This is a genomic window from Actinoplanes sp. NBC_00393, from assembly GCF_036053395.1.
Classification (GTDB): Bacteria; Actinomycetota; Actinomycetes; order Mycobacteriales; family Micromonosporaceae; genus Actinoplanes.
The window spans coordinates 596,504-617,691 of the sequence record NZ_CP107942.1 but is presented as its reverse complement, the minus strand read 5'-3'; the positions used below and the strand labels follow the sequence as shown (position 1 = coordinate 617,691).

Here is a 21,188-nt window from a genome sequence, read left to right as displayed (position 1 = left end):
ACCGCGCGACAGGGTGCGCTCCGAAAGCCAGAATGGCCCGCTGTGGAGTACGGAACAGCAGCACCCGAGCGACTCGGCAGCACCCGGTTACCGGCCGGACGACGGCTCGGCTGGGCGGAGTGGGGACCCCTCGACGGCGTACCCGTCCTGCTCTGCCCCGGCGCGGCCACCAGCCGCTCCCTCGGCTTCGGCAGTCATCTCGTCGCCGGGCTCAACGTCCGCCTGATCTCGGTGGACCGGCCCGGGCTCGGCGCCTCCGATCCGGATCCGGGCCGTGATCTGCTCGACTTCGCCACCGACATGGCCGACCTGTGCCGCCTGCGGGAGCTCACCGGCGTACGCGGAGTCGGCTTCTCCCAGGGCGCCCCGTTCCTGCTGGCCTGCGCCGCGGCCGGCGTCCTCACCGCGGCGGCGGTCGTGGCCGGCACCGACGAACTCGCGCATCCCGTGCACGCCGCGGCGCTGCCCGCCGATGTCACCGCGATGATCGAGGCGGTACGCGCCGATCCGGCCGCCGCCGAGCGGTTCTTCGCCGGGTTCGGCGAGCCCGGCGAGTTCTGGCAGCGGATCCTGACGATGGCCGGGGAGCGGGACCGCGGCGTCTACACCGACCCGGCGTTCGCGGGCGCCTACCAGCACGCCATGGCGGAAGCGCTCGCGCCGGGCCCGGAGGGGTACGCCCGGGACACCGTCCTGGCTTCCGCCCGCTGGCCGTTCGATCCCGCGGGCATCACCATCCCGGTGGACCTCTGGTACGGCGCCGCCGACACCAGCCCGGTGCACTCCCCCGACTTCGGCGCCGCTCTGAGCGCCCGCCTGCCGCAGGCACACCGGCATGTGCTGCCTGACGCGGGCGGCGCGCTGCTGTGGACGCACGCCGGCGAGATCCTGCGGACCCTGCTGAGCCGGTAGGCGTAACTGCGGGTCAGGCCGAGGGCGGCACGTGCAGGCGGACGACCGGGAACTTGCGGTCGGTCTTCTTCTCGTACTCGGCGGCCTCGGGCCAGTAGTCGCGCCAGATCGCGTACTGGTCGGCCCAGCGCGGGTCGCCCGGCCGGATCACCTCGTAGTCGGCGGTCAGCGTGGCCGCGCCGAGCTCGATCGTGGCCGGCCCGTCGGCGGCTTCCAGGTTGGCGACCCACTGCGGGTCCTCCGCGGCGCCGCCGGCACTGGCGCAGACCACGTAGGCGTCGCCGTCCGGCGCCGCGACCAGGGGATTGACCCGCTCCGCGCCGGAGCGCCGTCCGATGTGGTGCAGCAGCAGGAGGGTCTTGCCCTCCCAGTGCATGCCGACCACCCCGTCGTTCGCCCGGAAGATGTCGATGATGTTGTCGTTGAAGGACGCCATCACCTCACGCTACCGAGTTCCGGTCAGCGCAGCCGGGTGAAGTGGTGGACCAGGCCGGCGCCGGTGGTCGCGCACAGCAGTCCGAAGTAGATGTTCTCCGGAACCGTGACGAGGCTCGTGACGTCCAGGGCCGCCACGACGCCGAAGGCGGCCAGGAACCAGATCATCGAGACACGGGCCACGTGGGCGAGCGCGTCACGGCGCTGCGACGGGCGGGTCACGAGGTGGCTGCCGGGGTGGACGCGCAGTGACTCGGCGAAGTCGTCCGCGGCCTGGGCCAGGGACGGGGCGTCCACGACGCCGCGCATGGCGGCTTCGATCCGGCTCAGCGCGGTACGGGCGCCGGCGTGTTCCGGGTCGAGGTTGAGCGCCCGGGCCACCGCCTCCCGCGCGCTGAGCGGGCGGCCGATCGCGAACAGCGCCAGCCCGTAGGTGACGTACAGATCAGGGTCGTAACCGGCCAGCTCGACCGCGATGCGCAAGCCCTCGGCCGCGTCGGCGGTCAGGCCGGCGGCCAGCTGGGCCTCGGCGAGCCGGTTGTGCATCCGCGGGTTGCCCGGGTCGTCCTGGCAGGCGCCGTACGCGGATTCGATGGCCTCGGCGTGCTCCCCGAGCGCCGTGCAGGCCCGGCTGACCCAGAACAGCGCCTCGGCGCCGTCCGGGTCGAGCTGCCAGGCGGCGCCGGCGGCTCGCAGGGCGCCCGGCGCGTCACCGAGGTCGAGCCGGGCCCGGGCCATCCGGTGCCAGGCGCCGATGTTGCCCGGCTCACGCCCGACGAACGGGGCGAGCAGGTTCGCGGCGTTGCCGGCACGGCCGCGGGCCAGCAGGGCGTCGGCTTCGATCAGGAGAGGCTCGGTAGGCACGCCGCCTTGATCGGCGACCGCGGCCGTGACTTACGAAGGCGGCCCGTTGCGCTCCGGTTGCACCGGTCGGCCGCGCAGCTCGTCGCGGTAGCTGACCAGGGCCTCGCCCATGCCGGCCAGGAACCGCTCGACGGCCTGCAACTCCTCGACGCTGAACTTCTCCATCACCGCGTCGGTGTGCGGGCGCAGCGGGGTGAAGAACGCCATGGCCAGGCTCATGCCGGCGTCGCCGTAGCGCAGGTGCACCACCCGCCGGTCGTTGCTCTCCCGGGTGCGGCGCAGGTGCCCGCCCCGCTCCAGCCGGTCGATCAGCGCGGTGGTGGCGCCGGACGAGAGCCCGATCGCCTCACCGAGCCGCCCGGGCGTCAGCGGGTTGCCGTGCCGCTCGGCGTGCATCACCGCCAGCAGGGCGTGCATGTCGGTGGCATGCAGATGGTTGCGGTTCGCGAAGGCGTGCCCGATGTGCTGCGCCTCGCTGCTGTACGTGTTCAGCAGGTCGACGAGCGCCCTGCGTAACCGCTGCCGTTCCGCGGTCTCGTTCCCTTCCACGGGGGTAAGTGTTGCAGATCCGTCCTCGGTCGTGAACAATCTCGATAGTAAAGATTCTCAGTCTTGGAGGCTTTCATGAGACGGGCTTGGGCAACACTGTTGCTGGCCCTCGTGCTCGGCGGGTTGGTTTTCGCCTTCGCCGGGACGACGAAGACGGACAACGACGCCACCTCGTCGCTGCCGTCCTCGGCCGAGTCGACCCGGGTGGCGCAGCTGCAGAAGGAGTTCCCGTCGGGCCGGACCAACCCGGCCCTGATCGTGATCGCCAAGGGCGGCGAGGCGCTGACCGACGCCGACCTGGCGAGCGTTCAGGACCTGGGGCAGCCGATCCTCTCCGAGGACCGCAAGGCCGCGCTGATCACCGTGACCCTGCCGGCCACCGGTGACAGCGACGAGACCATCCGCGTGGTGGACGAGCTGCGCGCCAAGGCCAAGGACGGGCTGCCGGCCGGGGTGACCGCGCAGGTCACCGGCGGCGCCGGGTTCGGCGCCGACCTGGCGAACAGTTTCAGCGGGGCGAACACCCGGCTGCTGATCGTCACCGTGGTGGTGGTGACCGTGCTGCTGTTGGTCACCTACCGCAGCCCGATCCTGTGGATCGTGCCGCTGTTCGTGGTCGGATTCGCCGACCAGCTCGCGGCGAAGGCGATCTCGCTCTACTCCGAGCACACCAGCCTGGCGATCAACGGCTCGACGACCGGCATCGTCACCGTGCTGGTGTTCGGCGCCGGCACCAACTACGCGCTGCTGCTGATCTCCCGCTACCGCGAGGAGCTGCACAAGTACGAGAATCGCTTCGAGGCCATGTCGAAGGCGCTGCGCGGGGCCGGCCCGGCCATCGCGGCGAGCGCCGGCACGGTCATCCTGGCGCTGCTCACCCTGCTGCTGGCCAGCCTGAAGACCAACGCCGCGCTGGGCGTCACGGCGGCCACCGGTGTCGCGATCGCCATGGTGTTCGCCCTGGTCGTGCTGCCGGCCGCGCTGGTGGTCTGCGGCCGCGGCCTGTTCTGGCCGTTCATCCCGCGGGTCGGCCAGGCCGGCCCGGAGGACGGCAAGGGCTTCTGGGCCAAGGTCGGCCGCATGGTCGTGCGCCGCCCCACCGCGGTGACCGCCCTGGCCGTGGCCATCCTCGCCCTGCTGTCGCTGGGCAGCCTCGGCACCAAGGTCGGCCTGTCGCAGACCGAGCAGTTCCGGGTCGAGAGCGAGTCGGTCGCCGGCCTGGAGACGCTGAGCAAGTACTTCCCGGCCGGCGCTGCCGGACCCGCGGTGGTGCTGGCCACCCCGGACAAGGCCGAACAGGTCCTCACCACGGTCACCGACACGCCCGGCGTCGCCCAGGCCCGGATCGGCGAGCGCACCGACACGCAGGTGAGCATCAGCGCCGTGCTGGAGGCCGCGCCGGACACCGCTGAGGCGTTCGACACGATCCGCGAGCTGCGGGACCGGGTCGGCGACGACGCGCTGGTCGGCGGCAGTGTGGCGACCGCCCTGGACACCCGCGACGCCGCCCGCGACGACCTGTTGACGATCGTCCCGGTGATCCTCGCGGTGGTGCTGATCGTCCTGATCGTCCTGCTCCGCGCCCTGGTCGCCCCGCTGCTGCTGATGGCGACCGTGGTGCTCAGCTTCATGGCCTCGCTGGGCGCCGGCTCGTGGCTGTTCCGCAACGTGTTCGATTACCCGGCCCTGGACAACTCGGTGCCGCTGTTCTCGTTCCTGTTCCTGGTCGCGCTCGGCGTGGACTACAACATCTTCCTGGTCACCCGGGCCAAGGAGGAGACGCCGAAGCGTGGCACCCGGGAGGGCATGGTGCACGCCCTGGCGGTCACCGGCGCCGTCATCACCAGCGCGGGCATCCTGCTCGCGGCGGTGTTCGCAGTGCTCGGGGTGCTGCCGGTGGTCACCCTCACCCAGATCGGCATCATCGTCGGTATCGGAGTGCTGCTGGACACCCTGCTCGTGCGTACCGTGCTGGTGCCTGCCCTGGCCACGCTCACCGGTGACCGATTCTGGTGGCCGGGCCGTCCGCAGGCCATTGAGGCCGAGCCGTCGTCCGCCCACCGCCCGCGCCAGGACTGGGAAGCGGTGGACCGAGCGAAGATCACCGAGTCCGCGGACACCAAGTAGGCATCACTCACCGCCAGGAGCCCGGTCGCGCTTTCCGCGCGGCCGGGCTCAACCCTGTCAAGAAGAGGCAGGCAGGGGTACGCCGGCGAAGGGAATCGCCGCCGGCGCAGTGTTCTTGTCCCCCGCCGGATGCTGCCAGACGCCACGGCGGCGCAACTCCGGCAGGACCCCTTCGCCGAACCAGTACGCCTCCTCCAGGTGCGGATAGCCGGAGAGGATGAACTCGGAGATGCCGAGCGCCGCGTACTCCTGGAGCCGGTCGGCGACCTCGGTGTGGCTGCCGACCAGCGCGGTGCCGGCGCCGCCGCGGACCAGGCCGACCCCGGCCCACAGGTTCGGCGAGACGACCAGGCCGTCGCGCTCGCCGCCGTGCAGCTCGAGCATCCGCTGCTGCCCGACCGACTCGCTGCGCCGCAGCCCGGCCTGCACCTCGGCGATGTCGTCCGGGGAGACGTTCTGCAGCAGGCGGTCGGCCTCGGCCCAGGCGGCGTCGGCGGTGTCCCGGGTGATCACGTGCAGCCGGATACCGAACCTCATCTCCGGCTTGAGGGTGCGGATCCAGGCCAGCTTCTCGGCGACCTGCGCGGGCGGTTCACCCCAGGTCAGGTAGACGTCGGCGTGCGCGGCGGCGACCGGCCCGGCCGCCTTCGACGACCCGCCGAAGTAGATGCCGGGCTTCACCTCGGGGACCCGGGACAACCGGGCGTCCTCGACGTGCAGGTGCTCGCCCTCGAAATTGACCGTCTCGCCGCGCAGCAGCGCGTTGACGATGCTCAGGAACTCCCCGGTCCGGGCGTAGCGGGCGTCCTTGTCGAGGAAGTCGCCGAACTGCTTCTGCTCGTGGGACTCGCCGCCGGTGACCACGTTGAGCAGCAGCCGGTTGCCGGAGAGTCGCTGGAAGGTGGACGACATCTGGGCGGCCAGGGTGGGCGAGATCAGCCCGGGCCGGAACGCGACCAGGAACTTGAGCCGCTCGGTGACCTCGGTCAGCATCGCGGTGGTCAGCCAGGCGTCCTCGCACCACGCGCCGGTGGGGGTGAGCGCGCCGACGAAACCGAGCTGCTCGGCGCTGCGGGCGATCTGGCCGAGGTAACCGATGGTCAGCGGGCGCACCCCACCGGCCGAGCCGACCGGTACGCCGTGGCCGCCCGAGACGATGTCCCGGCTGTCACCGTTGGTGGGAAGAAACCAGTGGAAGTCCATGGCCGGAAGACTACCTACAACTCCCATCTACTCGATAGGATCCCTCGACATGAACGAGGGTGAATACGATGAGCGCCGCCTGCGGGACTTCGTCGCCGGGCGGGCACGCGGCTTCTCACGGCGCGAGCTGCTGCTTCTGACCGCGGCCGTCGGCGTCGGCGCGGCCGCCGCGACCACCGGGGCGCGCCCGGCCGCCGCAGCGTCGCCGATCGTCAAGCCGTTGCCGCCCGAGCTGTTCAAGGTGCACGGCACGAACGCGGAGACCCGCTGGTCGGCGCTGAAGGGCCAGGGCTACCACGTGCCGATCGACCGGTTCTTCGTCCGCAACCACACCAGCACCCCGATCATCGACCCGGCGACCTGGAATCTGGAGGTGTTCGGCTCGGGCCTGCGCGGCGCGGCGGAGCACTTCACCCTGCGGGACCTCAAGCGCCTGCCGAGCGAGACCCGCGACGTCGCGGTGGAGTGCGCGGGCAACGGCCGCAGCTACTTCACCAGCCAGCAGGGGCAGACCGTCTCCGGCACCACCTGGGGTCTGGGCGCGGTCGGCGTGGCCCGCTGGCGGGGCGTACGCCTGTCCACCGTCCTGCGGCACGCCGGCCTCAGCCGCGACGCCGTCGACGTGCAGCCCTCCGGCCTGGACGCCGACTTCGTCAGCGGCGGGGTCGACCTGGGCCCGGTGCGCCGGCCGTTCCCGCTGCGCAAGGCCCTCGACGACGTGCTGCTCGCCTACGAGATGAACGGCGAGCCGCTGCCCGCCGACCACGGCGCCCCGGTCCGCGCCCTGGTGCCCGGCTGGGTCGGCATCGCCTCGATCAAGTGGGTGGGCCGCATCGAGGTCTCCGCCGAGCCGCTCTTCTCCCCGTGGAACACGCAGTTCTACCGCCTGTTCGGCCCGGAGTTCCCGGCCGCGGGCCTGCCCTTCGACCGGCAGGTGATCAAGAGCGCGTTCGAGCTGGACCCGGGCACGACCCTCCCATCCGGGGTCCGCACCCGGCTGACCGGCCGCTCCTGGTCGGCGAACGGCCCGATCCGCAAGGTCGACGTCAGCACCGACGGCGGCACGACCTGGCGCCGGGCCCGGCCGTACGGGGCGACGCCGGGCGGGGTCTGGCAGCGCTGGGAGCTGGACTGGACGCCGGCCGCCGGATCGCACGTGCTGCTCGCCCGGGCCACCGACGTGCGCGGCAACACCCAGCCGGACGTCACCCGCCACAACACGCTGGGCTACGTGTTCGACGCCGTGGTCCGGGTGCCGGTGACCGCGGTCTAGAACGTCTCCACCCGGAGGCGGGTCAGCCGCAACGTGGTCACCATCGGGGCGACGGTCCGCAGCCGGGTACGGATCACCACGGTGAACGACCGGCGTTCGGCGTGCCGGTGCAGCGCCACCAGGCAGCGGTGCGTGATGAACTCGAGCCGCTCGGCGTGCACCGTCACCTCGCCGCCGGCCGGGCACAGTTCGGCACGCTCCAGGACGGTGGTGAACAGGTCCTCCGAGGTGTTGTCCAGTTCGCCGGCGAGCACGGTCTCCGCTGCCGTGCGGCCGGCGAACAGCTGGAACGGCAGCCCGGCGTTGGAGCGGCGGTGCACGCACGCCAGTTCCTCGACGGCCCGGTCGCCCAGCACGGTCCGGTCGTAGACGCAGATCGCCCGCAGCGGCGCGGTGCGCATGTAGCGGCCGACGGCGTACTCGTACCGGACGAACGCGTCCAGCCGCGGCCGGGTGCGGACCATCTCGGTCGCGTCGGCGACCACCCGCAGCCCGCGGAATCCGGCGCTCACCGCGTCCTCGGTGGCGGCCACGTACGCGGCCATCTGCGCGACCGGGTCGAAGTGCCCGTTGCGGGGATAGACCTCCGCCGGGTCGAGGACGCGCACGGCACCCGCCGGCCAGGCGGCGCGCCGTCGAGCAGCCAGCCGGTGACCCCGCTGGAGCGTTGCCCGGGGACGTACCAGACCCGCTCCCCCGCGGACAGCCCGGCGTGCAGGAAGGCCCGGGCTTGCAGCACGAACGACCGATGGTCGTCGTACGACCAGCAGGTGTGCTCGGGCGCGGGCACCGCGCGCGTCATGACCTCAGCGTGCCACGGCACCGGGTGTCCGGCGGTGTGCCGTCGCCCGTCCGGGGGATCGACGGTCCGGACCGGCGGTTACGTTATGGTGGGTCCCCGACCCAGGGAGCGCGCATGCCGTCCAGAAGGGCCAGCGGCAAGCCCACGTCCAGCGATGTGGCGGCGGCTGCGGGCGTCTCCCGGTCGGCGGTGTCGTTCGCGTTCAACAATCCGCAGCGGATCTCGCTGGCCACCCGGGAGCGCATCCTGGGCGTCGCCGAGCAGCTCGGTTACACCCCGAGCACGCTGGGCCGGATGCTGCAGGCCGGCACCACCAACTCGATCGGGGTGCTGCTGCCGCAGCGGCTGGCCCGGGTGCTGGAGAACCCGTACTACTCACGGTTCCTGATGGGCGCCGGGCAGGTCTGCGACGAGCAGGGTTACACCCTGCTGCTGACGCCGCCGCTGCAGGACTCGGTTCTCAAGGCGATTCCGTACGCGGCGGTGGACGGTTTCATCGTCTGTGGGCTGGAGGTGGATCGCGGCGAGGTGGCCGAACTGGATCGTCGCGGCATCCCGTTCGTGCTGATCGACAGCGACCGGCACGAGGGCGCGCCGAGCGTCGAGGTGGACGACCGGGGCGGCGCCCGGGAGGTGGCCCGGCACCTGCTCGACCTGGGACACCGGCGGCTGGCCGTGCTCTCGATCGGCCCGGAGCACCAGGCGCTGGAACGGGGCAGTTACGGTCCGCTCGCCCGGCGTCTGACCGGGATCGAGGACGCCCTGGCCGAGGTGGGGATGAGCCTGTCCGACGTACGGCTGGCCAAGGCGCCGGTGACCCGCGGCGACGGGTATCGTGCGGCGCGCGAGCTGATGGCCGGGGACGACCCGCCCACCGCCATCCTGGCCCTCTCGGACGTCCTCGCGTACGGGGCGGTGGAAGCTTTGCAAGAACTTTCCATCGACGTGCCCAGAGAGGTCTCCGTGACCGGGTTCGACGACCTGAGCGAGTCGGCTTGGTTCCGCCCGCGGCTGACCACTGTCCGGCAACCGATCGTCACTAAAGGGCGAATCGCCGCAGACTTTCTGATCTCAGCGATCCGGGGTGAGGATCAGCACCCGCACCAGACGCTCGGCACGTCATTGGTTCTTCGCGAATCCACCGCAAAAGCCGCATAACACTGCGTTGCAAGAACTTGCAGCAAGAAAGCAACCGTTGAGCTATGTAACACGAGTTAGTTGCCTGCTACCTTCCTCGCCATGACAGATGCACTGATCGCACCGCCCGCCGTGGAGGCGCCGCCCGCATCCTGGTGGCGCAACGCGGTCATCTACCAGATCTACCCGCGCAGCTTCGCCGACTCGAACGGCGACGGCATCGGCGACCTGCCCGGCATCCACAGCCGGCTGCCGTACCTGCGGGATCTGGGCGTCGACGCGGTCTGGCTCTCCCCGTTCTACGCCTCTCCCCAGGCGGACGCCGGTTACGACGTCTCCGACTACCGCACCGTCGATCCGATCTTCGGCACCGTGGCCGACGCCGAGAAGCTGATCGCCGGCGCCCACGAATTCGGACTGCGGGTCATCGTCGACCTGGTCCCCAACCACTCCTCCGACCAGCACGAGTGGTTCCAGAAGGCGATCGCCAGCGGGCCCGGCTCGCCGTTCCGCGAGCGCTACCACTTCCGTCCCGGCAAGGGCGAGAACGGGGAGCTGCCGCCGAACGACTGGCCGTCGATCTTCGGCGGGCCGGCCTGGACCCGGGTCGCCGACGGCGAGTGGTACCTGCACCTGTTCGCCCCCGAACAGCCGGACTTCAACTGGGAGCACCCGGCGGTCCGCGACGAGTTCAAGACGATCCTGCGGTTCTGGCTCGACCTGGGCGTCGACGGCTTCCGGGTCGACGTGGCGCACGGCCTGGTCAAGGAGGACGGCCTGCCGGACGTCGGCTCGGACGCCGAATGGCACCTGCTCGGCGTCGGCGAGAGCCCGTGCTTCGACCGCGACGGGGTGCACGAGGTCTACCGCGACTGGCGCAGGATCCTCGACGAGTACCCCGGTGAACGGATCGCGGTGGCCGAGGCCTGGGCGCCGAACCTGGCCCGCGTCTCGAACTACGTCCGCGACGACGAACTGCACCAGGCGTTCAACTTCAGCTACCTGGGCACCGCGTGGAACGTACACGAGCAGCAGCAGATGATCGAGGACTCGCTGGCCGCGATGCGTACCGTCGGCGCCCCGACCACGTGGACGCTGTCCAACCACGACGTGGTGCGGCACACCACCCGGCTGATGCAGACCGCCGAGGGTGAGGTGGCCGGCCGCAAGGCGACCGCGGTGGACGAGGTCGCGGGTCTGCGCCGGGCCCGGGCGGCCTCCGCGCTGATGCTCGCCCTGCCCGGCTCGGCCTACCTGTACCAGGGTGAGGAACTGGGTCTGCCCGAGGTGCTCGACCTGCCGCCGGAGGCACGCCAGGACCCGGCGTTCCACCGGGCGACCGGGCAGGACGGCTACCGCGACGGCTGCCGGGTGCCGATCCCGTGGAGTGGCACGGTCGCACCGTACGGATTCGGGCCCGACGGTGGTGGCAGCTGGCTGCCGCAGCCGGACTCGTGGGCCGCGCTCAGCGTGGCCGCGCAGGCCGGCGTGCCGGACTCCACCCTGGAGCTGTACCGGTCCGCGCTCGCCGTCCGCCGCTCGCACCCGGCGCTGCTGCCCACCGACAACCTGAGCTGGGTGTCCGCCCCGGCCGGAGTGCTCGCCTTCGAGCGCGCGGTCGAGGGCGCGCCGGTGTTCCGCTGCACAGTCAACATGAGCGGCCAGCCGGTCGCGATCGGCCGCCCCGGTGAGCTGCTGCTGGCCAGCGGCCCGCTCGAGGGCACCCCGGACAACGTGGTGCTGCCGCCGGACACCACCATCTGGTGGTCGATCTGAGGTAAGCGTCCCGGCCACCCTCGGACGGTGGGGGTGGCCGGGCACCGTCCTGATTGGATCATGAACTCGGGGCGTATGCTCTGGGTCCATGACCGACAGCGACGCCGTGAAGCTCGACACCAGCGTTCCGCACTCCGCGCGGGTCTGGAACTACTGGCTCGGCGGCAAGGACAACTACCAGGTGGACCGGCAGGTCGGTGACGACTTCGCGGGGTTCTATCCGGACATCACGGTGGTCGCACGCCAGTCGCGGGCGTTCCTCAAGCGCGCGGTCACCCACCTGGCCACCGACGCCGGGATCCGCCAGTTCCTGGACATCGGCACCGGCATGCCGACCGCGGAGAACACCCACCAGGTGGCGCAGGCCGCGGCGCCGGACTCGCGGATCGTCTACGTCGACAACGACCCGCTCGTGCTGGTGCACGCCCGGGCCCTGCTCACCGGCACGCGTGAGGGCCGCACCGAGTACGTCGACGCCAGCCTGCACGAGCCCGAGAAGATCATCGCGGCGGCTCGCGGCACGCTGAACTTCGACCAGCCGGTCGGCCTCATCCTGATGAACATCCTCGGCCACGTGCCCGACCTCGACGACGCCGTGTCGATCGTCCGCCGGCTGCTCGCCGAACTGCCGTCGGGCAGCTACCTGGTCACCGCGGACGGCACCAACGTCCTGGACGGCCCGGCCTTCGAGGAGGCGATCGGCGTGTGGAACGCGAACGCCCCGCTCAGCTACCACCTGCGGCACCCCGACCAGCTCGCCCGCTTCCTGGAGGGCCTCGACGTGCTGGAGCCCGGCCTGGTGCCGTGCGCGCGGTGGCGTCCCGCCGAGGGCGCCACCGCCGAGGAACTGCGCGCAGTGGACGAGTACGGCGCGGTCGGCCGCAAACCCTGAGCCCGGCGACTCCCGGACCGCCCACAACGGCCGCGAAACCGGCCTGACCGGCGGCCCGCACCCACCAGCCGCCACTGAGCCACCCAACAACAACCGTGAAACCGGCCTGACCGGCGGCCCACACCCACCAGCCGCCACTCAGCCACCCAACAACGACCGCGAAACCAGCCTGACCGGCGGCCCACACCCACCAGCCGCCACTCAGCCACCCAACAACGACCGCGAAACCAGCCTGACCGGCGGCTCGTGGCCACCGGCCGCGCCGCTAGGGCGCCCTAGGGCCGAGCGGCAACCGGCGTGGTGGGCGGGCGGCTCGAGGGCGGGCGGCAACCGGCGTGGTGGGCGGGCGGCTCGAGGGCGGGCGGCTCGTGGGCTGCTGGTGACGGCCAACGCCGGGCTGCCCTCGTCGGTCCTCAGCTGCGGTGGGGCAGCGTCCGGGTGGCAGCGGGCATCTGGGGCATTGGGCTCGGCGCCACCCGGGCCGACTGCTTTACGCGGTGACCTCTGCTTTGCGCGGTGACCCCGGCTTTACGCGGTGACCTCGGCCCGGTCGCGGATGGCGTGGCCGACCTCGGCCCGCAGCGCGGCGAACTCCGGCAGGCCGCGCAGTTCGGCCGGGGCGATCCCGGTTCGCGGCAGTTCGATCGGCAGGTCCAGGGCGATCTGCCCGGGTCGGGGCGTGAGGACCACGACCCGGCTGCCCAGGAAGACCGCCTCGTCGACGCTGTGTGTGACGAAGATGCTGGTCCGCCCGGTCTCGGCGCTGACCCGGCGCAGGTCCTCCTGGAGCCGTTCGCGGGTGAGCGCGTCGAGCGCCGCGAACGGTTCGTCGAGGAGCAGCAGCGGGTTGTCCACCGCGAGGGCGCGGGCGATCGCGACCCGCTGCTGCTGGCCGCCGGAGATCTGCCAGGTGCGGCGGTGCGCCACGTCGTGCAGGCCGACCTGGGCCAGCAACTCGTCGACCCGGGAAGGGGTCGCCGGCAGGCCGGCGTAGCGCAGGGCGAGGGCGACGTTGCCGCCGACCGTCTTCCACGGGAACAGCCGCGGCTGCTGGAAAACCAGGCCCGCACCGCGCCCGGGCACCGGCGGCGAGCCGGCCGCCAGCACGCTGCCTGTGGTCGGCTGCTCGAATCCGGCGATCAGCCGCAGCAGCGTGCTCTTGCCGCACCCGGACGCGCCGACCAGGACCAGGAACTCCCCCGCCGGGACGGTCAGGTCGACCGGCCCGACCGCGGTCACGTCGCCGTAGGAGTGCGACACCCCGGCAATGGCGACAGCGTCAGCCGAGGACACTGGGCAGACCCTTCACGTAGATCGACTTCTTGACCTCGTCCAGCGTCGGCACAGCGTCCACCTTCTGCTGGGACTTGAGGAACTCGGCCGCGCTCACCAGGTTGTCGGCGATCTTGCCCACGTTGTTCTCGGTGCCGAGCCACTCCGGCGAGGAGATCTCCGCCGGCTTGAGGAAGACGCCCTGCTTCAGCTGGTTCGCGGCCTCCTCCGGGGAGAGATTCAGTTCGGTGCCGACCGCCTTCGCCGCTGCGGACGGGTCGGACGCGATGATGTCCAGGGCCTGCGCCTCGACCTTGCGCCAGGCGTCCACCGCCTCGGGGTGAGCTGACGCGAACGCGGTGGAGACCACGCCCAGGTCCAGGGTCGGCTTGCCGCCGGCGGCCAGCTCGCGGCTGGTGATCAGGACCTTGCCGGTCTTCTTCAGCTCGTCCAGCGAGGGCAGCCAGCTGTACGCCGCGTCCAGGTCACCCCGCGTCCAGGCGGCCAGGATGTCCTGCGGCTCCAGGTCCACGATGGTCAGTTCGGATTCCTTGACGCCGGCCTTCTCCAGGGCGGCGAGCAGGCTGTAGTGCGCGGTCGAGGCGAACGGGGTGGCCACCTTCTTGCCGCGCAGCGAGGCGATGTCGGTGACACCGCTGCCGTTGCGGGCGACGAGAGCCTCGTTGTCACCGGCGACGTCGAGCACGAACGCCACCTGGTACGGGATGTTCAACGGCGCGGACAGCCCGCGGGCCACCGGGCTGGAGCCGATCGCGGCGATGTCGATGCTCTTGGCGACGAAGGCGGTGTTGATGCTGGCGCCGGAGTCGAACTTGGTCCAGGTGATCTGGTAGTCGGGCAGCGCCTTCTCGAGCAGACCCTGGTTCTTGACGATCAGGTCGCCGCTGGGGAAAGCCTGGTACGCGAGCCGGATGGTCTTCTTCTCCGGGTCCGCGCCACCGCTGGCGGCGCCGTTGCCGCAGGCCGCGAGGAAGAGAACGGAGACAAGGGCGAGGAGCTTCTTCAACTTGGTTTCCTTAACTACGGCCGCGCCACGGGATCAGCCGGTTCTCGGCGATCCGCAGCAGGGCGTCGATGAGCAGGCCGGAGAGGCCGATGGCGAACAGGCCGAGGACGACCACGTCGGTCTGGGAGTAGCGCTGGGCGTCACGGACCATGCCGCCGATGCCGGGCACGCCGTTGATGGTCTCGGCGGCGACGACCGACGAGTACGCGACGCCGACCGCCAGCCGGATCCCGGTGAAGATCTCCGGGAGGCCGGCGGGCAGCACCACGTCCCGGATCGTCTGCCAGCGCCCGGCGCCGAGAGCCCGGGCGGCCTCGACCAGGCCGGTCGGAGCACCCTGTACGGCGGTGGCGGTGGCGACCGCGACCGGGGGCAAAGCGGCGATCGAGAGCAGCCACAGCTTCGGGGTCTCGTCGATGCCGAACCAGATGATGAACAGGCTGAAGTAGGCGAGCGGGGGCAGCGCCCGGATGAACGTGACGACCGGCTCGGTCACCACGCGCAGCCAGCCGATCGTGCCCATCAGCACCCCGAGGACCAGGCCGCCGGCGATGCCGATGACCGAGCCGATCAGGATCCGGCGCAGGCTCACGCCGAGGTGCTCGATGAGCAGGTGGCCGCTGTATCCGCGTACGCCGTCGTGCACGGTCGAGGTGGTGATCAGCTGATCCCAGACCGCCGAGGGTGAGGGAATGAAGGTCGGGTTGCGCATGACGCGCGCGGTGACCTCCCAGAGCAGGTACAGCGCGAGCAGCGCGAGAAGCCGCAGCGCGATGCGGCGGCGCAGGCCGCCGCCGGGCGCGAGCGCCGAGGCGGGGCCGGCCACAGCGTTGGCCCGCTCGGCAGGCGGCGCGGGGGCGACGGAGGTGGTCACAAAGAAACTCCAGGCCAGAGGTACGCGTAAATGCCCGCTATTCCTATCGCATCTATGGGGTTACTGGCAATCACCATCTCGCAGGCCGGACCGGAAACCCTGTTCTGGGCCGGCCTCGGCTACCTCTACGACCGACTGCAGATGTCCGGCGGTCCGCCTGTACGAGTCGATCGGTTTCGCGCCGCGGCGGCGCACTGACTTCACCGCGTATCAGCGCCTACCCTGGGGCGCGTGGCGTTCAGCGAAGAAGAGATTGCCTACCTGCGTTCCCAGCCGCTCGCCCGGCTGGCCACCGTCGGCGCCGAGGAACAGCCCGACGTGGTCCCGGTGAGCTTCGAGTTCGACGGCGCGGTCTTCTGGGTGGGCGGCCCGGGCGAGTCCGTGCTGCACACCCGGAAATTCCGGAACGTGACTGCCGGGCGGGGCCGGGCCGCCCTGGTCATCGACGACATGGTTTCCTTCGAGCCGTTCATCGCCCGCGGCATCCGCGTCTACGGCGACGCGGCCGGCCCGATCCAGCGCGCCGGCATCGTCGGCCCGGGCTTCTATCTGCGCATCACGCCGACCGTGTCGTGGAGCTGGAATCTCGCCGGCGACCCGGTCGGCGACCAGTGGTACCCCGCCCACCGCACCGACCACCACCCCGCCGGCTGACCGCTCCAGCCGATGCCGATGCGCAGCCGCTAGGAGCGCTCGCAGACGGGGTGGAGCTAGAGCGGCCGGCCGCCGGTCGAGGTGCGCAAGGCGTGCAGGGCCCAGCGGTTGACGGCGGCCGACACGGCGAGCGCGGCCGCGAGCAGCGGGTGGCCGGTCAGGAGCAGGGCGATCGTGGCGCCGCCGAAGACCAGCCACTCCGGGAGCAGGCGCTGCGGGTCGGGCAGGGGGTGGCTCGCCTTCGGGGCCACCCAGCGGCCCCAGACGATCGCGGCCACCACGGGCAGGGCGGCCGCGGCCGCGATCCGGGTCCAGAGCGGCCCGGGCGTGTGCCAGCCGCCGTACGCCAGTGCGGCCAGCGCGCACAGCTCCAGCACGAACCGCAATCCCAGGTTGAACGCGCGCATGACGTACGGATCTACCAGAGCGCAGACCGCAGGACCAGTAGATATCCCGGCCAAAACCTACTTCGCCTGTAGGTTTTATTGACTTCATCGGGGAGGTGGATCAGAGTGTTTACATGACGCACCTCTCCACCCGGACCCGCCTGGCCAGCCCGGTAGACACCGCGACCTACGGCGAGTACCGCACCGCACCCGAGACCCGCTTCCACGCCCGCATCACCGAGGACGGGCCCTACACCGCGCGGCCGTTCCGCTACCACTGTTACGGCGGCTGGTTCTGTCCATGGACCCACCGCGTCGCGATCACGCGCGAGCTGGCCGGCCTGCACGACATCGTCACGATGTCGTACGTCGACGATCACCGGGACGCCCGCGGCTGGGCGTTCCGCGAGACCTACGGCCCGGACCCGGTCAACGGTTTCACACTGCTGCGCGAGGCGTACGAGGCGACCGAGGACGACTTCGACGGGCACGTGGCCGTGCCGATGCTCTGGGACCGCTTCTCCAGCCGGGTGGTCAGCACCGACCCCACCGGCATCGGCATCGACCTGGCCACCCGCTTCCGGCATCTCGCCGACACCCCGGTGGACACCTACCCGGAGGCGCTGCGCGACGAGATCGAGCGGCTGGACCGCTGGATCGGCCCGGCCGTCAACCACGGCGTCAACACCGCCCGGCACGATGCGGCCGCCCGCTCCGCCCTGCTGGAGGCGTTCGAGCTGCTCGACGGCCGGCTCGCGCACACCGACTTCCTGATCGGCGGTGTCCTCACCGAGGCCGACATCCGGCTCTGGGTCACCCTGGTGCGCTACGACACCGGGCCGAACACCGGCCGCGCCATCAACCCGGGTCTGCACGTCTACCCGCATCTGCTGCGCTACGCGCGCCGGCTATGGGAGGTGCCCGCCTTCCGCGTCACCACCGGCACTCCCCCCGCCTGGGCCTGATTCGGTGCGATGGCTGGGGTCGGGCCGGCGGCCGGCCACCTCGACGAGATGATGCCGGCAGGACTGCGCGGCCGGGCTGAGCGGCCGGTCCCGGCTGTGCATCACCCCGATCGGCGGGTGCACCGGCGTCGGGTGCAGGTGCCGTACGGCCACCGCCGGCCCGGGCGCGTCCTCGGCCGCCGCCCGGGACAGCAGGCCCACCCCGAGCCCGGCGGCGATCAGTTCCCGGATGCCGGCCGCGCCGGCCGCCTCGAACTCCACCCGCGGCGCGAACCCGGCCGAGCGGGCGGCGTCCTCGAGGATCCAGCGCAGCCCGAGGCCCCGCGGCAGGCTGACGAACGGCTCGTCGCGGGCCTCGCCCAGGGTGAGCCGGCCGGCCCGGGCCAGCGGGTGGCCGAGCGGCAGCGCCAGCAGCAGCTGCTCGTCGACCAGCGGCAGCGCGTCGAAGCGGGCCGGCAGGTCGGCGTACAGCGGCCCGACGACCAGGTCGAGTTCTCCCTCGTCGAGAGCCCCGAGCAGGCCGGTGAGCAGCCCGGACCGCAGCCGCAGCGCGATGCCGGGGAACCGGTCGCGGAACCGGGCCAGCGCCTGCGGCAGGTCGTACGGCCCGAGCGCAGCGGTCGCCCCCAGGCTGACCCGCCCGTTGACCACCGAGGTGATCTCGTGGATCTCGGTGCGCGCCCCGTCCAACTCGGCCAGCACCCGCCGCGCCCGGGCCACGAACAGCTCCCCGGCCGGGGTCAGCGCCACCTTGCGGGTGGTCCGGGCGAACAGCGCCAGCCCGAGTTCCGCCTCCAGCGCCCGGATCTGCGCGGACACCGCCGACTGCGCGACGTGCAGCCGTTCCGCGGCCCGGGTGAACCCGCCGTACCGGGCCACCGCCTCGACGTAGCTGAGCTGCCGTAACTCCATTCCGCCGATCTTGACGAAATCGACGCCCTCGGTGCCGGAGAACTCCGCAAGATCGGCCGTTAGAGAGAAAGCTCCTTGGCTGCGCGGCGAGCTCCCGGCCGCCGGTGGAGTCGCCGGCCTGCAGCACCACCGGATGGCCCTGCGGGCTGCGCGGCACCGCTCCGGACCGTCGTGTTGTTTACGCCCGGGAAATGCGCGGCGCGGATGATCTGCTCAGGCACGGCCGCCCTCCCTCGGCCAGCGGCCCTCCGCCGTCCCGCAACCCTCCGTCTGCCTGCGGCCCCCGCCGGTCAGCGGTCCGAAGCTGTCCTCGAACGTGACGAAGTCCAGCTGGGCCTCGTCAGCTTCCCGCGCCAGATCGACCCCAGCGATCAGCGGTGAAGCAGCGCCCGTCCAGGGCGACCGCCAGAGGACGATGACGCAGGGCTCAGTGCTTCTCAGTCAGGAAGCAGCAATCCGGGCGGCTGGCTCTTCAGCTTGCAGACCACGGCAGCGAAGAACAGGGCCGGCACGGTCACCCAGAGCCAGAACGAACCGGGCACCAGATCAAGGACGAGGGCCGCGAACAGGCCGGCAGCTCCGGCCAGGCAGCCGATCGCCCAGAGCACATAGACCTCAGGGCGAAAACGACGGATCGGTACGCCCTTCGCGACGATCTGCACACTCCCCGGGTTGAGCCGCAACCACTCGTGCGCGACCGCTTCGGGCAGGTCCGGGATCCGCACCACCCGCCCGGCCTCGGTCACCGGGTCCTGCTTGGGCCGCCATCGCTGCCGGGTCGAGGTGGAAATCAACAGGAGGATCAGCACGGCGAGGCGGGCCCAGATCCAGAAGGTCTCCCCCGGAAAGAACTCGGGGTCGACGAAGACCGGCACGGCGGTCAGCACCAGAAGCGGCAGGACGATCAGGTCGACCGGCCTCAACCGCAGGTATCGGCGGGCTTTGGCCGCGCTCGCCGGGTCGTAGGGCAGGCGCACGACCGGATGACGCTGGAAGGCCAGCGCGCCACCCGGCATGTCGACCCAATCGACTTCCGGGCCGCCCGTGGTCACGGCGAGTGGCGGCACGATCAGATTCGGCACCGACTCCACCGGCACGACCACGTCCACCCGCTGATTCATGATCGACACGGTAAGGCATTTGGTCACCACGCTGAACCGAACCGGCGGACCATGCGTTCCCCATGACGTGCAGCCGACAGACCTCGCCGATCCGACGCCGACCCCGGACGAGCCGCAGACCCCGGACGACGCTCAGCATGAGCCGGACCGGGCAGTCTCGGACACCGCTCCCGACGAGCCGGACCGGGCGGTCCCGGAACCCGCCGCCTCCGCGGACGAGCCGGCGACCGAACCGGCCGCGGTGCAGCCTGGGCGCGTACGCCGGCTGTTGAACCAACCCAGGGTCGCGCTCACCTTGACCGTCCTGGCATGCGTGATCGTGTTCGCCGCGCTGCTCTACCCGAACGTGCTCAAGCGCCTCTCGGCCGGCGGGTTCGCCCGCATCCCGATCGAGGCCGCCCTCGGGATCGCCCTGCTCATCGCGGTGCCGCGCCGCCCCCGCCTGATCCTCGCGTCGATCGCCGGCGTCGTCCTGGGCTGGCTGGTCATCGAGAAGTCCCTGGACATGGGGTGGTTCGAGATCCTGGCCCGGCCGTTCGACCCGGTCCTCGACTGGGTGCTCTTCGACGACACCTACGGCTTCATCCGCGAGTCGTACGGCCAGACCGCGGCCTACGGCGCCATCGCCGGGGTGGCGGTCGGCGTCGTCGTGGTCCTCGCCGTCACCACCTGGTCCGTCCTGCGGGTCACCGCCCTCGTCGCCCGTCACCGCAGGACCTCGGCGTACACCGCGGGCGGGATCGCTGTCGCCTGGCTGGCCACGTTCCTGCTCGGCGTACAGATCGTCCCGAACGTCCCGGTCGCCGCCCGGACCACCGTGACCTACGCCTGGGATCGCGCCCATCAGGCACGCGCCGGCCTCGCTGACGAGGCGAAGTTCGCCAAGGAGGTGGCCGCCGACCCGTTCCGGACCGCCACCGGCGACCAGCTGCTGACCGGTCTGCGCGGCAAGGACGTGATCTTCACGTTCGTGGAGAGCTACGGCCGCAACGCCCTGGAGGCGCCGGAACTGGCGCCCGGCGTCAACGCTGTCCTGGACGAGCGGGCGCCGCAGCTGCAGCAGGCCGGCTTCGGGGCCCGCAGCGGCTGGCTGACGTCGCCCACCTTCGGCGGCAGCAGCTGGCTGGCCCACTCCACCCTGCTGTCCGGCCTGTGGATCAACAGCCAGAGCCGGTACCGCAACCTCACCGCCAGTGACCGGCTCACCGTCACCAGCTCGTTCAAGCGGGCCGGATGGGACACCGTGAGCGTCATGCCGGGCGCCACCCGGGCCTGGCCGGAGGGGGCGTTCTACGGCTACAACCGGGTCTGGGACTCGCGCAACCTCGGCTATCAGGGTCCCAAGTTCAGCTGGTCGCCGATGCCCGACCAGTACACCCTCAAGCAGTTCACCGAGTTGGAATACAAGAAGGCGGACCGGCAGCCGCTGATGGTCGAGATGCCGCTGGTCTCCAGTCACACGCCGTGGGCGCCGATTCCGTCGTTCATGGACTGGGAGAAGGTCGGTGACGGCTCGATCTACCACGAGACCGTGGCGAACGCGCCGAAGAAGGCCGACATCTGGGGCAGCTCGAAGAAGGTCCGGGCCGAGTACGGCAAGTCGATCCAATACTCGCTCACGTCGCTGCTCGACTGGGCGCAGACGTACGGCGACGAGAACCTCGTGCTGGTCTTCCTCGGCGACCACCAGCCGTCCAAGGTGGTCTCCGGGGAGGACGCCAGCCACGACGTGCCGATCACCATCGTGGCCCGGGACCAGGCGGTCCTCGACAAGATCAGCAGCTGGAACTGGACCGAAGGACTGAAGCCGGCCACGGACGCGCCGGTCTGGCCGATGAACGCCTTCCGGGACCGCTTCCTGACCGCTTTCGGTTCCACCGCCCACTAGCGCGGTGTGTGGCGCCCGGCCCGGTCACTCCGGCGCCACACACCCGACAGCTGGCTCTCAGTGCTGTTTCGCGGCCCGGCGAACAGCCCTGAGAGCCAGCCGGTGTGGCCTTGGCTGAC

At 71.4% G+C, this 21,188-nt stretch carries 19 protein-coding genes and 1 pseudogene; 9 read left to right on the top strand and 11 right to left on the bottom strand.

All coding sequences use genetic code 11. The features are described from left to right. The first annotated feature begins 42 nt into the window (after nucleotides 1-42). Nucleotides 43-912 carry an alpha/beta fold hydrolase gene (locus OHA21_RS02775; RefSeq protein WP_328469795.1) on the top strand — a complete coding sequence of 290 codons (870 nt, stop codon included), beginning with the start codon at nucleotides 43-45 and terminating at the stop codon, nucleotides 910-912. Between the two features lie 13 nt (nucleotides 913-925). Here the strand turns inward: OHA21_RS02775 and OHA21_RS02770 are convergent, their stop codons facing one another. From OHA21_RS02770 to OHA21_RS02760, 3 genes are read right to left on the bottom strand one after another with little or no spacing between them, the layout of a single operon-like run. Continuing rightward, nucleotides 926-1,348, bottom strand: coding sequence for a nitroreductase/quinone reductase family protein (locus OHA21_RS02770; RefSeq protein WP_328469793.1), 423 nt, complete (start codon nucleotides 1,346-1,348; stop codon nucleotides 926-928). A gap of 23 nt (nucleotides 1,349-1,371) precedes the next feature. After that, a complete protein-coding gene (locus OHA21_RS02765; protein ID WP_328469791.1) occupies nucleotides 1,372-2,211 on the bottom strand; it encodes a tetratricopeptide repeat protein in 840 nt (279 codons plus the stop codon). A 30-nt stretch (nucleotides 2,212-2,241) separates the two neighbouring features. Further along, on the bottom strand, nucleotides 2,242-2,760 hold the full coding sequence (locus OHA21_RS02760) for a MarR family winged helix-turn-helix transcriptional regulator (RefSeq protein WP_328469789.1): 519 nt from the start codon (nucleotides 2,758-2,760) through the stop codon (nucleotides 2,242-2,244). 75 nt (nucleotides 2,761-2,835) lie between these two features. On the opposite strand from OHA21_RS02760, the gene OHA21_RS02755 reads away from it, so the two are divergent. Next, entirely contained in the window at nucleotides 2,836-4,887 is a 2,052-nt protein-coding gene (locus tag OHA21_RS02755) for an MMPL family transporter (RefSeq protein WP_328469787.1), read from the top strand. A 57-nt stretch (nucleotides 4,888-4,944) separates the two neighbouring features. On the opposite strand, the gene OHA21_RS02750 is transcribed toward OHA21_RS02755, so the two are convergent. After that, nucleotides 4,945-6,090 carry an LLM class flavin-dependent oxidoreductase gene (locus OHA21_RS02750; RefSeq protein ID WP_328469785.1) on the bottom strand — a complete coding sequence of 382 codons (1,146 nt, stop codon included), beginning with the start codon at nucleotides 6,088-6,090 and terminating at the stop codon, nucleotides 4,945-4,947. A gap of 49 nt (nucleotides 6,091-6,139) precedes the next feature. On the opposite strand from OHA21_RS02750, the gene OHA21_RS02745 reads away from it, so the two are divergent. Continuing rightward, nucleotides 6,140-7,363 (top strand): sulfite oxidase, encoded by a 1,224-nt coding sequence (locus tag OHA21_RS02745; RefSeq protein ID WP_328469783.1) that lies wholly within the window; start codon nucleotides 6,140-6,142, stop codon nucleotides 7,361-7,363. On the opposite strand, the pseudogene OHA21_RS02740 reads toward OHA21_RS02745, so the two are convergent. Next, nucleotides 7,360-8,165, bottom strand: a pseudogene (locus tag OHA21_RS02740) (MEDS domain-containing protein). The gene OHA21_RS02745 and the pseudogene OHA21_RS02740 overlap by 4 nt on opposite strands. 114 nt (nucleotides 8,166-8,279) lie before the next feature. On the opposite strand from OHA21_RS02740, the gene OHA21_RS02735 reads away from it, so the two are divergent. The 3 genes from OHA21_RS02735 (at nucleotide 8,280) to OHA21_RS02725 (ending at nucleotide 11,970) form a co-directional block, all read left to right on the top strand. Beyond that, a complete protein-coding gene (locus tag OHA21_RS02735; RefSeq protein WP_328469781.1) occupies nucleotides 8,280-9,323 on the top strand; it encodes a LacI family DNA-binding transcriptional regulator in 1,044 nt (347 codons plus the stop codon). Between the two features lie 81 nt (nucleotides 9,324-9,404). Next, complete coding sequence (locus OHA21_RS02730) at nucleotides 9,405-11,078, top strand: glycoside hydrolase family 13 protein (RefSeq protein WP_328469779.1); 1,674 nt, start codon at nucleotides 9,405-9,407, stop codon at nucleotides 11,076-11,078. Nucleotides 11,079-11,166: 88 nt separating this feature from the next. Then, nucleotides 11,167-11,970: an SAM-dependent methyltransferase gene (locus tag OHA21_RS02725; RefSeq protein ID WP_328469777.1), complete on the top strand. Its 804-nt coding sequence runs from the start codon at nucleotides 11,167-11,169 to the stop codon at nucleotides 11,968-11,970. A gap of 528 nt (nucleotides 11,971-12,498) precedes the next feature. On the opposite strand, the gene OHA21_RS02720 is transcribed toward OHA21_RS02725, so the two are convergent. From OHA21_RS02720 to OHA21_RS02710, 3 genes are read right to left on the bottom strand one after another with little or no spacing between them, the layout of a single operon-like run. Next, the gene (locus tag OHA21_RS02720) at nucleotides 12,499-13,263 is read right to left on the bottom strand and encodes an ABC transporter ATP-binding protein (protein ID WP_328469775.1); all 765 of its coding nucleotides are present in this window, start codon (nucleotides 13,261-13,263) and stop codon (nucleotides 12,499-12,501) included. After that, on the bottom strand, nucleotides 13,250-14,269 hold the full coding sequence (locus tag OHA21_RS02715; RefSeq protein WP_328469773.1) for a taurine ABC transporter substrate-binding protein: 1,020 nt from the start codon (nucleotides 14,267-14,269) through the stop codon (nucleotides 13,250-13,252). Before OHA21_RS02715 ends, OHA21_RS02720 begins: the two co-directional genes overlap by 14 nt. A gap of 10 nt (nucleotides 14,270-14,279) precedes the next feature. After that, on the bottom strand, nucleotides 14,280-15,143 hold the full coding sequence (locus OHA21_RS02710; protein WP_328469771.1) for an ABC transporter permease: 864 nt from the start codon (nucleotides 15,141-15,143) through the stop codon (nucleotides 14,280-14,282). A 231-nt stretch (nucleotides 15,144-15,374) separates the two neighbouring features. Between OHA21_RS02710 and OHA21_RS02705 the strand changes: the two genes are divergently transcribed. Next, the gene (locus OHA21_RS02705) at nucleotides 15,375-15,797 is read left to right on the top strand and encodes a PPOX class F420-dependent oxidoreductase (RefSeq protein ID WP_328469769.1); all 423 of its coding nucleotides are present in this window, start codon (nucleotides 15,375-15,377) and stop codon (nucleotides 15,795-15,797) included. Between the two features lie 56 nt (nucleotides 15,798-15,853). On the opposite strand, the gene OHA21_RS02700 is transcribed toward OHA21_RS02705, so the two are convergent. Continuing rightward, the gene (locus OHA21_RS02700) at nucleotides 15,854-16,204 is read right to left on the bottom strand and encodes a YrdB family protein (RefSeq protein WP_328469767.1); all 351 of its coding nucleotides are present in this window, start codon (nucleotides 16,202-16,204) and stop codon (nucleotides 15,854-15,856) included. Between the two features lie 113 nt (nucleotides 16,205-16,317). Between OHA21_RS02700 and OHA21_RS02695 the strand changes: the two genes are divergently transcribed. Next, nucleotides 16,318-17,148 (top strand): glutathione S-transferase C-terminal domain-containing protein, encoded by an 831-nt coding sequence (locus OHA21_RS02695; RefSeq protein ID WP_328469765.1) that lies wholly within the window; start codon nucleotides 16,318-16,320, stop codon nucleotides 17,146-17,148. Here OHA21_RS02695 and OHA21_RS02690 read toward each other — a convergent pair. Both OHA21_RS02690 and OHA21_RS02685 read right to left on the bottom strand, forming a co-directional pair. Next, nucleotides 17,092-18,060, bottom strand: coding sequence for a LysR family transcriptional regulator (locus tag OHA21_RS02690; protein WP_328469763.1), 969 nt, complete (start codon nucleotides 18,058-18,060; stop codon nucleotides 17,092-17,094). The genes OHA21_RS02695 and OHA21_RS02690 overlap by 57 nt on opposite strands. A gap of 437 nt (nucleotides 18,061-18,497) precedes the next feature. Then, nucleotides 18,498-19,181: a hypothetical protein gene (locus OHA21_RS02685; protein ID WP_328469761.1), complete on the bottom strand. Its 684-nt coding sequence runs from the start codon at nucleotides 19,179-19,181 to the stop codon at nucleotides 18,498-18,500. A 67-nt stretch (nucleotides 19,182-19,248) separates the two neighbouring features. On the opposite strand from OHA21_RS02685, the gene OHA21_RS02680 reads away from it, so the two are divergent. Next, nucleotides 19,249-21,069: a sulfatase-like hydrolase/transferase gene (locus tag OHA21_RS02680; protein WP_328469759.1), complete on the top strand. Its 1,821-nt coding sequence runs from the start codon at nucleotides 19,249-19,251 to the stop codon at nucleotides 21,067-21,069. The last annotated feature ends 119 nt before the right edge of the window (nucleotides 21,070-21,188 follow it).